The organism is uncultured Ruminococcus sp., assembly GCF_946415235.1.
Lineage (GTDB): Bacteria > Bacillota > Clostridia > Oscillospirales > Ruminococcaceae > Ruminococcus.
The window spans coordinates 23175-33472 of sequence record NZ_CAMKRR010000026.1 but is presented as its reverse complement, the minus strand read 5'-3'; the positions used below and the strand labels follow the sequence as shown (position 1 = coordinate 33472).

The 10298-nt window shown below is 45.1% G+C and carries 9 protein-coding genes; 8 read left to right on the top strand and 1 reads right to left on the bottom strand.

Annotated elements, in window-relative coordinates; all coding sequences use genetic code 11:
- Both Q0R37_RS07270 and Q0R37_RS07265 read left to right on the top strand, forming a co-directional pair.
- Positions 1 to 1967 (top strand): endo-1,4-beta-xylanase (locus Q0R37_RS07270; protein ID WP_294752889.1); only part of this gene is annotated, 1967 nt, incomplete at its 5' end.
- 178 nt (positions 1968 to 2145) lie between these two features.
- Positions 2146 to 3642, top strand: a complete 1497-nt coding sequence (locus Q0R37_RS07265; RefSeq protein WP_294752887.1) for a diguanylate cyclase — start codon at positions 2146 to 2148, stop codon at positions 3640 to 3642.
- A gap of 862 nt (positions 3643 to 4504) precedes the next feature.
- On the opposite strand, the gene Q0R37_RS07260 is transcribed toward Q0R37_RS07265, so the two are convergent.
- A complete protein-coding gene (locus Q0R37_RS07260; protein ID WP_294752885.1) occupies positions 4505 to 4660 on the bottom strand; it encodes a hypothetical protein in 156 nt (51 codons plus the stop codon).
- Between the two features lie 257 nt (positions 4661 to 4917).
- Between Q0R37_RS07260 and Q0R37_RS07255 the strand changes: the two genes are divergently transcribed.
- From Q0R37_RS07255 to Q0R37_RS07230, 6 genes are all read left to right on the top strand, one after another.
- The gene (locus Q0R37_RS07255) at positions 4918 to 5193 is read left to right on the top strand and encodes a helix-turn-helix domain-containing protein (RefSeq protein ID WP_294752883.1); all 276 of its coding nucleotides are present in this window, start codon (positions 4918 to 4920) and stop codon (positions 5191 to 5193) included.
- 203 nt (positions 5194 to 5396) lie between these two features.
- Positions 5397 to 6299 (top strand): tyrosine-type recombinase/integrase, encoded by a 903-nt coding sequence (locus Q0R37_RS07250; RefSeq protein WP_294752881.1) that lies wholly within the window; start codon positions 5397 to 5399, stop codon positions 6297 to 6299.
- Positions 6300 to 6943: 644 nt separating this feature from the next.
- On the top strand, positions 6944 to 7855 hold the full coding sequence (locus tag Q0R37_RS07245) for an ACP S-malonyltransferase (RefSeq protein ID WP_294752880.1): 912 nt from the start codon (positions 6944 to 6946) through the stop codon (positions 7853 to 7855).
- Positions 7856 to 7911: 56 nt separating this feature from the next.
- The gene (locus Q0R37_RS07240; protein WP_294752878.1) at positions 7912 to 8337 is read left to right on the top strand and encodes a hypothetical protein; all 426 of its coding nucleotides are present in this window, start codon (positions 7912 to 7914) and stop codon (positions 8335 to 8337) included.
- On the top strand, positions 8330 to 9034 hold the full coding sequence (locus tag Q0R37_RS07235; protein ID WP_294752877.1) for an enoyl-CoA hydratase/isomerase family protein: 705 nt from the start codon (positions 8330 to 8332) through the stop codon (positions 9032 to 9034). The genes Q0R37_RS07240 and Q0R37_RS07235 overlap by 8 nt, the downstream gene beginning before the upstream one ends.
- A gap of 39 nt (positions 9035 to 9073) precedes the next feature.
- Complete coding sequence (locus Q0R37_RS07230; protein WP_294752876.1) at positions 9074 to 10282, top strand: beta-ketoacyl-[acyl-carrier-protein] synthase family protein; 1209 nt, start codon at positions 9074 to 9076, stop codon at positions 10280 to 10282.
- Positions 10283 to 10298: the final 16 nt, after the last annotated feature.

The following is a 10298-nucleotide window of genomic DNA, read 5'->3' as shown; positions in this document are numbered from 1 at the left end:
AGAGCATGATAAAGAACACATTCAGCGCTATCAAGTCACAGTTCCCGAACCTTAACCTCCATTCTTACGACGTATGTAACGAGCTCTTCGTTAACGACGGCGGCGGAATGAGACCCGGCAGCAACTCCAACTGGGTAAGAGTATACGGTGAAGGCAACTCTGAGTTCGTTGTAAACGCATTCAAGTATGCAAGACAGTATGCTCCTAAGGATTGTAAGCTCTATCTTAACGATTATAATGAGTACATGAGCGCTAAGACCAAGGACCTCGTTAACATGGCTAAGACAGTCATGAAGGAGGGCGACTATATCGACGGTATCGGTATGCAGGCTCACCTTGATTCCAAGTATCCTTCAGCAAGCGAGTTTGAGACAGCTATCAAGAAGTTCGAGTCACTCGGACTTGACGTTCAGATTACAGAGCTCGATATCACAAACAGCACAGGCTCTAACGACAAGCTTTATCCTCAGATCTTTGAGGTAGCTATGAAGCACGCAGCTAACATCTCAACTGTAACTCTCTGGGGTACAACAGATGAGAGAAGCTGGAGATATCGTGAGAACGGCGGTTCACCGCTTCCGTTCAGCAACTATCAGCCTAAGTCATTCTACAATGAGATACTGGCTCTTGCTGATAAGATCCCCGCTCCATCGGAGACAACAACAACAACAACTACTACAACTACGACTACCACAACGACCACGACCACAACAACTACAGTTCCTGCAAAGGATCTTAAGGAAGTGCTCAATGAGAAGGTCGATAAGTGGGCAGACGCTAACTGCGATAACGGCATAGATATGGCTGACGCTGTAATGATAATGCAGTCACTCGCTAACCCGAACAAGTACCAGCTCACAGAGCAGGGCAAGTTCAACGCAGACGTATACGAGGCAGGCGGCGGTATCACAACAATGGACGCTTATGCTATCCAGAAGTACCTCCTCGGTCTCCTCAAGTCATTCCCCGAGAGCTATGCTGACAAGATACTCACAGTATCAGCTGGCGGCGACAACGGCAACATTGCTGAGCAGCAGAATACTCCCGAGGCTACCACAACGACCACAACCTCAAAGACAACAACGACAACAACCACTACAACTACTACAACAACTACAACTCAGGCTAAGTCAAACTTCAACTACAACGCTAACCTGCAGTACAAGGCAGCTCCTGATTACTACTTCAACGGCTGTCAGCAGGCAGGTAAGGTAACTAAGGAGAGCTATAACGGCATAAACGGCTATAACAGCTGCAATGTTTATACTCCTTATAACTATGACCCAAGCAAGAAGTACAACATATTCTACCTCATGCACGGCGGCGGAGAGAACGAGAACACTCTGATCTCTCAGAACGATACAATGATCCAGAATATGCTGGACAATATGATCAAGAACGGCGAGCTTGAGCCACTTATCGTTGTATTCCCGACATTCAACAAGACAGAAGCAGGCCGCTTCTACAGCGAGTTCAAGCAGAGCTTAGTTCCCTTCATTGAGGGCAAGTACTCAACATACGCAAACAAGGATACATCAGAGAGCTCACTCAAGGCTTCAAGAATGCACAGAGCATACGGCGGCTTCTCAATGGGCGGCGTATCAACATGGGCTGTATTCGAGAACTGCCTCGACATCGTAGGTTACTTCATGCCTCTCAGCGGCGACAGCTGGAACGGCAACAGCGCTTACGACAAGGCTAAGGGTATTGCAAACGCAGTTGACAAGTCAGGTCTCCAGAAGAACGAGTACTTCATATTCTGCGCTACAGGTTCTACTGATATAGCTTATCCTAATGTAAGTCCTCAGATCGACGAAATGAAGAAGATGAGCCAGTTCGTTTATACTTCTGACTTCTCAAAGGGCAACCTTTACTTCATGGTAGTTAACGGCAAGGATCACTGGTGGGGCAACGTAAGACATTATGTATATGATGGACTCCCCTACTTCTTCCACGAAGGACAGTAAAAGATACAGATCAATAACATGATATATTTTATTACCGAGGGCTTTATGTCCTCGGTTTTTTTTATAAATTTGCCCCCGATTTCATATTTTGTCTATTGAAATTGCTAAGATTATAATATATAATAGAATTAAGATAGAATGAGAAAGTATACATCATTGACAAAAAAACGGTAAAGGAGTGGTAGGAATAGACAATAAAAAAGGATTTTTTTCTGTTAAAGTCAAGATATTCATGTTCGTTTTCCTTATCATTCTTGCCATAGCTGTCAGCACCTCGGCAGTGACCTTTTATTCGAGCGTTGACAGGATAAATGAGTACTATAAACGCTGTGCATATGATAATGCCCGAAACTTCGCTTCGATGCTGGACGGGGATTACCTTGCGAAGCTTCGTGAAGCTGTTGAATCCGAGGAATACCTCTCACTGCGCGACAAGGCAGAGAAGGACGGAAACGAGGAGCTTATCAGGCGTTACCTCGGTGAAAGATCGCTGTGGGGCGGCTATAAGAAGGTTCAGGACGATATAGCGCTTTATATGAGTAATATGACGGATATAAAGTACCTTTATGTTATTGCTCACGGCGGCACAGATGCAGTAAATGATATGTACCTCATTGACGCTCCCGACGAGCCTCTGTATCAGACAGGCTTCTATGAGGAACGTGAAAAGGAGCTTCTCGGCAAGGACCTTACTGCCCTGAAGGAGCCGATCATCAACAACGGGGTATGGGGCAATATGTGTACTGCGTTCTGTCCTGTGTATTCATCCTACGGAGAATGTGTATGCGTAGTCGGCTGTGACTGCGATATGGACGAGATAGTAAGTGAAAGAAAGAGCCTTATAAATAAGCTTGCCATAGGAACTGCTCTGGTCACGATCCTGATACAGGCAGCGGCAGTCCTGCTGATAAACAAGTTCATTGCAAATCCTCTTAAGGCTATGACCACGGAAATGGAGAAGTTCAAGCCCTCCGAGAACCTTACCTACAAGGAGGCAGGAGTTATGGACCTTGATATACACAACCGTGACGAGATAGGCGACCTTTACCGCGGTATACGCTCGATGCAAACGAATATCATAGATCATCTCAACCACCTGTCCGCACTTCAGCAGGATAAGCTCAGAGCGGAACAGGATATCAGGGACAAGGAGCTCCAGATAGGACGTCTGAGCAAGGAGACGCAGAGGGATATACTCACAGGCGTAGGAAGCAAGGCAGCCTATATTAGCAAGGTGAACGAGCTTAACATGGCAATGTCGGAGAGAGATACCGAGTTTGCGCTTGTAATGGTTGATATGAACAAGCTCAAGGAGATAAACGACAGCTTCGGCCACAGGGCAGGAGACCAGTACATAAGGGGCTGCTGCCGAATGGTATGCGAGGTGTTCAAGCATTCCCCCGTGTACAGGATAGGCGGCGACGAATTCATCGTCGTACTTCAGGGGCACGATTACAAGGAGCGGCAGGCTCTTGTCAGTGAGCTCAGGGATAATTTTGACAGCAGATACAATCAGAAGGAGCTGAAACCGTGGTTCAGGTATTCCGCAGCTGTGGGAATGGCTGAAAACGCTTCATATGATACTTCCGCAGAGCTTGTGTTCAAACGTGCGGACAGGTCCATGTATGAGGACAAGGAGAGGTTCAGGAGCAAATACGGCAGAAAGAGCCGTTAAACTGTATCAATTCGTAATGCGTAATTACATGGACGGCTTACATAACAAATGAAATGGCACACTGTAGGGGCGGATAACGCCGTCCCCTACAATTCTTAGCTCTTAGCCGCCTCTACATGGGTTCAGGTTATTTGTTTCGTGAGGCACGGGACGTCGAGGACGCCGTGTTCGCGTCAGAAAAATGAAAAGCAGCAGCTTTTTAGCCGCGATCCTTGCTATTTCAAAATTTATATGTTATTTAAAAGTCGTTGTTTCACTACGCTGCATATCCCAGTGAAAACCACTCAGAATCGCATAATATGGCACAGCAAATTAAACGTATCCAGCGTATCCCAGTGCAATTTATTGTAACCCAGTTGACCATTAGTTGTCCAAATTAGAAAAAGGCAGACGAATATATCGTACAAAAACACGCTGACAAATAGTGAGTTTTGTCAGCGTGTTTTGTTAGAAAAGATTATCATTGTCACTAAGTTTATGTATATGGGTTATTTCTTCTGAAACAATCGTTCCAAAAAAGCTCTGCTGTTCATCTGTTTCATCTTCTGATGGAGTATTATCCGTTCCGTTGATATATAATCAAAGTAATAACAGGGATAATTGCATACAGAAATTTACCATAGAATTCATTGATTTTTTCAGTATATTCATTATCCAACACACCTTTAACAGAGTTAGAGCAGATAATGTTCTTCGCCATTTTTAAAGAATGTCAAATAGCCACTAAGTAACCTCATAACAAGCAGACCAAATTCGATGAAATAATAATCTAACTACAATCGAAACAAAAATCAAAAGCGATGCCTACCAAACAGTAAGCATCGCTTTTCATGTATATCAAATTATCTCAGCGTTTACACACCTACAAGCTCCGCAAAAGCTGCACATTCGCTGCGATCTGCACATTATCCTCAATGGTGATGCCGCCTCTTGCCATGGCCAGAAGATTCATATTGATAAATACTCCTTTGCCTATGTACAGTTCTTCAAATGCTGCTACCGTGATCGGCGCTGCCACATAAGATCCTTCTCCGATCCGGTCTTCAAAGAGCTACTTCATGGCAGCTTCATACTCATCGGTGTCCGGCTGTGCATGGTTGAATTGGAACAAAAGCTCCCTCTGCCTTTTGTAAAACGCCAATGCCTCCGGTGTCGTTTCTCTGTATCGAACAGCAGTGCGCTATGTGTATCAAGCACAAGCAAACACCCCCCGACCTTTCACAGAGATATATTGAGGTTGGTTATTACAGATCTATTTTTATGGAGGAAACCAAAATGAAAAGAAACAAACAGGAAATCATCGACCAAATCCTTGACTTGCTGACTGAACTTGTCGAGGATGAGCCTGCTGAAAAGCAGGAGAAAGAACAGCCTATGGAAATGCTCACTGTTAAGGAATGTACCGAAGCCGTAAGGGGACTGTCTGAGCATACCGTCCGTAAACTGGTAACACAGAGGAAGATTCACTACATCCGCACAGGCGAGGGCAAGTGCGGCAAGATTCTGATCAGCAAGCAGTCCCTGCTTGAATATCTGAACGGGGCAGCCTGAGTAAGAAAAGGAATGCTTTGGCAATGGCGCACGAAAAAGAAAGTCATTGCCAAAGCATTCCTATAAAAGTGTAGAAAAACAAAAAGAATAGTGACAAATAAAGCGAATCATGGTATAATAGGTATACGATATATTCGCTGTCGGAACGGAGATTTTATGTTTAAGACAGTGAATACCGTCACGATAAGAAAGGTGGCGGTCAAATGAATATTCAGGAACGAAGAAACAAAGACGGGAAGATCACTTCCTACCGCATCAGGGTGTTTGATCACCGTGACACACAGACAGGTAAACAGGTTTTCAGAACGCTGTCAGTCAAGTATGATCCTGACAAGACAGAAGCGTGGAACAGGAAGAACGCTGAGAAGCAGGGAATCATATTTGAGAAACAGGTCGAGGAGCAGACCACAAGCGACTCCCATATCACCTTTGATAACTATTGCGATTATGCAATCAGGCTAAAGGAACAGGCAGGACTTTCGCCTTCGACCGTGTACACCTACAATAGCTATCGTCAGCGTGTTGCTCCCTACATCGGGCATATTCAACTCAAACAGCTCACCCCTGCGGCAATCAACAAGGCGTATTCGGACATGTTGAGCGCAGGCGTATCCAAGACAACAGTATATCAGTATCATCTGTTTATCCACTCCATGCTCGCTATAGCATTTAAGGAAAACCTTATTCCGCGCAATTATGCAAGTGCAGCAACACCGCCCAAGCGTGACCGGAAGGAAGTACAGGCACTAAGCGAGGACGAGATCAACGCATTTTTCACAGCGTTTTATGCCGACAACAAGCACTATATGTATCAGGTGATGTTCAGCGTTATGCTTACAACGGGTTGCCGCATCGGTGAGATCTGTGCGCTGACGTGGGATAACATTGCCTTTGAGAATAACCGTATTCACATCTGCAAGCACTTCATCATTGACAAGTCAGGGTCTCATATTCAGAACGGCTGCAAGACCAATGCAGGTGACCGCTGGCTCACAATGGATAGTAGTATCATGGATATGCTCAGAGAGTATAGGGCGTATTATGACAAGACGGCTGAGAAGTACAGAAACAAGTGGAATTATAAGGATAATGCTGTGAAGCAGTGACGAAAGCTATGCCGAAAATGCCGAAGCAAGATGTGGAGTGATCGGATACAACAAGCTGCGTGAAACCTATCTTGTGGTATCTTGAAGTATCGTGATTGTTGACCGAATGTTGACCAAATTGATATGTTGACCGCTGAAATCACTCGAAAACATCGTATTTTCGGAGTGTAGCTTCCTATCTGAGGCACTTTTGTTATTGACAAGAGTTCAGATATCTGATATTATAGAATGTAGGCGTGTCTCCGGACACGCTGCACGTTGAGTGTGCAGTATTTAGGTCACAAAACGTATCAGGACAAAAAATTTTGTCAGGAGCGTAAATTCTTCCAAAGCAGAATGACTATTTGAAAGATGACATGAAACACTTATCTATCCCTGCATCAAAAAAATCATTGAAAAATCTATGCGGCAGTTCATAAGAACCCCGCATCCGCAGATGCCTTTGTTGAATATTTCGGCTGTTATGCAGACAAGCCCGCAGGATTTGTGACCACGATACTTCAGAACAGAAACCGGGGGGAAAAACTGATTGAACGTGTATATCCTGATTCAGAAAACCGACACAATATACAATCCGAAATATCCATATATTTTGTCATTATATTTACATATCAGTGCCCCTAAAAAAAGGAGCAGTAGATATAGTGTACAGCAAGGCATTTTTATTTAACGGCATAGGCTCAAAACCGGAAAAACTTCTGGCGCAGCTCACTCCTGAAATGATGGACAGGTACGAGGCATACAGAAAAGAAGTTTTTTTTAGACTTGGACTTGACCTCGATATGGATAAGAACACAGGCTACAGTGCAAAGGCTGCCGAATGGATGGTACCTTTTCTCTGCGACAGAGTTGTGTATGAATATCTTATCGGTAAAGGGATCGTTCCTGATATCGGTGCAGGCTACAGCTCGGGCATAGTAAGCGCAAGCGCCTGTTTTGGTTCCATAAAGCATGATGATGCTTATGATATTGTTATGACTCATCTTTCCATGTTCCGCGGACTTCAGAAAAAAGGCATCAAGCTCGATATGGGCATCATTATCGGTTTCCATTATGATGAGCTGAAAGAACTTTTCAGCGGTAAGTTCAGTTCTGATGAACTGGTCATCGGAAGCGGAAATTCCGGCTTTCACGTTATGATAAGCGGCAGGGCAGAAGCAGTTGAAAAGGCTATCGCATTATGTCTGAACGAGGGAGCTATCAAGGCTTTCACAATGAATACGGGTACAGCCTTCCATCATCCTCTTATGGAGCAGTATTCATCCGAATATATCTCGCTCTGCCAAAAGCTTGAATACAAAGAACCGAAGTATCCGATCATCTCGGTTTTCGATCACGAAGTTATGAAAACAGCAGATGAGGTCCGAAAGGAAAATCTGCTCAATGTCTTTACTCCCATGCGCTGGGATCTTGCTCTGAAAAAGCTGGAGGAGCTCGGAGTAAAGGAATTCTTTGATATAAGCGCCAACGGAGCTATAAATAAGTTTTCAAGAGTAAGCAGAAGCTGCAGGGTATATACTCTTGAAGACATAGTCGGCGGCGGATATACTTTATAAAAGTATATCATGAGAGCGGTTACAGATATGATAAATAAAAGTATGAGGGTATTATCATGAATGATATGAAAACAGAAATAAAAGAATATACGACTGAGGTAAGCGGCATGACCTCACTCAGTGAGCTTTTGGATGCCGAGCTTGGCACTCCGTGTCTGCTTATCGTAAAAAACAGCAAGATATCAGGTGATATCAGTAATGATATCAGAGATTTCTTCACAAAAGCTCCTTTTCTCACCGCCCTTGCAGACGATGAGCCTTCAGATGAGCTTGCAGAGCTTTTCGATATGGTAATCCCCGCCGAGGGTATTGACGAATGGACAGCAAGGCTTTTCAAGGATAAGAGCAAATGGGCAGCCGATCAGATAACTGCCTGCTTCGTAAAGGCAAGAACAGGAACTGCGGCAGAGGTGCTGGACTGCGAGTCAAGAGCCTTCTATCGCCTTATGGCAGTAAAGAACGGAGGCAGCAGCAATGAGTGATATCATCAATATAACTTTAAACGAAGAAAACGGCATACTCCATCTCGTTATGGACGCGCCAAACAACAACATGATGACGACTGCTTTTCTGAACACATTTGAAGCAATTATGGAAAAGGTCGCAGAAAGAGCAGAAAAAGGCGGCATCAGGGGCATGATAATTTACGGCGGCGGCAGACATTTCAGCTCAGGCGCAGATGTTGGCGCACTTGCCGAACGCTCCGAAAAGGAAGCTTACGATGATTCTTCGGGTGAACTTCCTGCAAGTCATGTCCTGCAGAAGAGCCATTTCACTTTCCTCCGCAGCCTGCCTTTCCCCGTAGTAAGTGTGGTAACGGGATTCTGTATCGGTTCGGGCAGCGAGATCGCTGTAAACAGCCATTACAGGATAATCGAAAAGGGTGCCAGAATAGGTCAGCCCGAATCCACATTCGGCATACTTCCCGCACTCGGCGGAGTTGCAAGGAATATCGAGATATGCGGCATGAAAAACGCCTATGAGCTCGTTATGACAGGTGATATGATACCTGCGGATCAGGCTTACGAGATAGGCTATGCCGATGTTTTCACAGGCAAGAAGGAGGGACTTCCCGAGGCTCTTTCGCTCATAGAATATATTTCTGATAATTTCGGCACATTTGAGCCCGATAAATACAGAGAATACATCAAGCAGTACAGGCAGAACCGCCTTGTATAATGCTTTTACAGACATTCGCGCAGTAAAGAAAGGATAAATATGGAAAAGATAGTGGTAACAGGTATTGGTTCGATAAGTGCTCTGGGCCTCAATACCGATGAATTATGGGACGGTCTTATAAGCGGAAAAAGCGGTGTAAAACAGATAACACGCATTCCCCTTGACAAACACGATACAACGATAGCAGCAGAGGTCGATGACGCATTTGAGGCAGTTGCTTCAAAATACTGGAAAAAGCGTCAGCTCAGCGCAACAACAAAGGCAACAAGAATGGGACTTGCTGCTGCCGGCGAAGCTATCGAGGACTGCGGTGCTGATTTCAGCAAGCTCAGCCCGGACAGGATAGCGATTATTTTCGGTGTTTCCGATAACTCCTACGAGGATGGAGAGCTCGATATCAAGCCGAATACGACTTTAAAGCGTATGCCGAGCGCTATCCCTGCAATGCTTGCCATGAAGCACGGTATACAGGGTGCGACATTCAATGTTTCCACAGCCTGCGCTTCAGCAGGCTATGCTGTAGCTCTCGGAAAGCAGCTCATACAGTCAGGTATGTATGATATGGTCATTACAGGAGGACTTTCAAATACAGTCTCAAACGTCGTTATAAGCGGCTTCAATCAGGTGCTTGCAATGTCTGTTGACAGTGATCCCGCAAAAACTCCGCGCCCGTTCACCAAGAACCGTGACGGCTTCATCATGGGCGAGGGAAGCGGATGCATAATTATTGAATCAGAGAAACACGCAAAGGCAAGAGGCGCAAGGATACGCTGTGAGCTTGCAGGTGCGAGCATGACCTGTGAGGCTTACAATATGACAGCTCCCAAGACAGACGGAGAGGGCATGGCTGATGCTATGGAGCGAGCGCTCCGCGACGCAGGAATGTCACCCGACGATATCGGATATATCAATGCACACGGTACATCAACAAGTCTCAATGACCTTTACGAGACAATGGCTATAAAGAAGGTATTCGGAAAGAGAGCATACGATATCCCCGTTTCATCAATCAAGGCTGCAATAGGCCATACTCTTGCAGCAGGCGGTGCTCTTGAGGGCATTGCTTGTATCAAGGCTATTGAAACAGGCATACTTCCGCCTACGGTACACTATGGCGAGCCCGATCCCGAGCTTGATCTCAATTATATACCTAACAAAGCAATAAAGAAGGATATAAAGGCTGCGGTCTCAAACTCATTCGGCTTCGGCGGAAACAACTCTACTCTTATTTTCAGAAAATATGAATGACGGATATACGTGTGTA

Coding starts and splice junctions, on each gene's coding strand:
- Q0R37_RS07255 (WP_294752883.1), top strand. CDS start 4,918: ATGAAAAGAAACAAACAGGAAATCATCGACCAAATCCTTGACTTGCTG.
- Q0R37_RS07250 (WP_294752881.1), top strand. CDS start 5,397: ATGAATATTCAGGAACGAAGAAACAAAGACGGGAAGATCACTTCCTAC.
- Q0R37_RS07240 (WP_294752878.1), top strand. CDS start 7,912: ATGAATGATATGAAAACAGAAATAAAAGAATATACGACTGAGGTAAGC.
- Q0R37_RS07235 (WP_294752877.1), top strand. CDS start 8,330: ATGAGTGATATCATCAATATAACTTTAAACGAAGAAAACGGCATACTC.
- Q0R37_RS07230 (WP_294752876.1), top strand. CDS start 9,074: ATGGAAAAGATAGTGGTAACAGGTATTGGTTCGATAAGTGCTCTGGGC.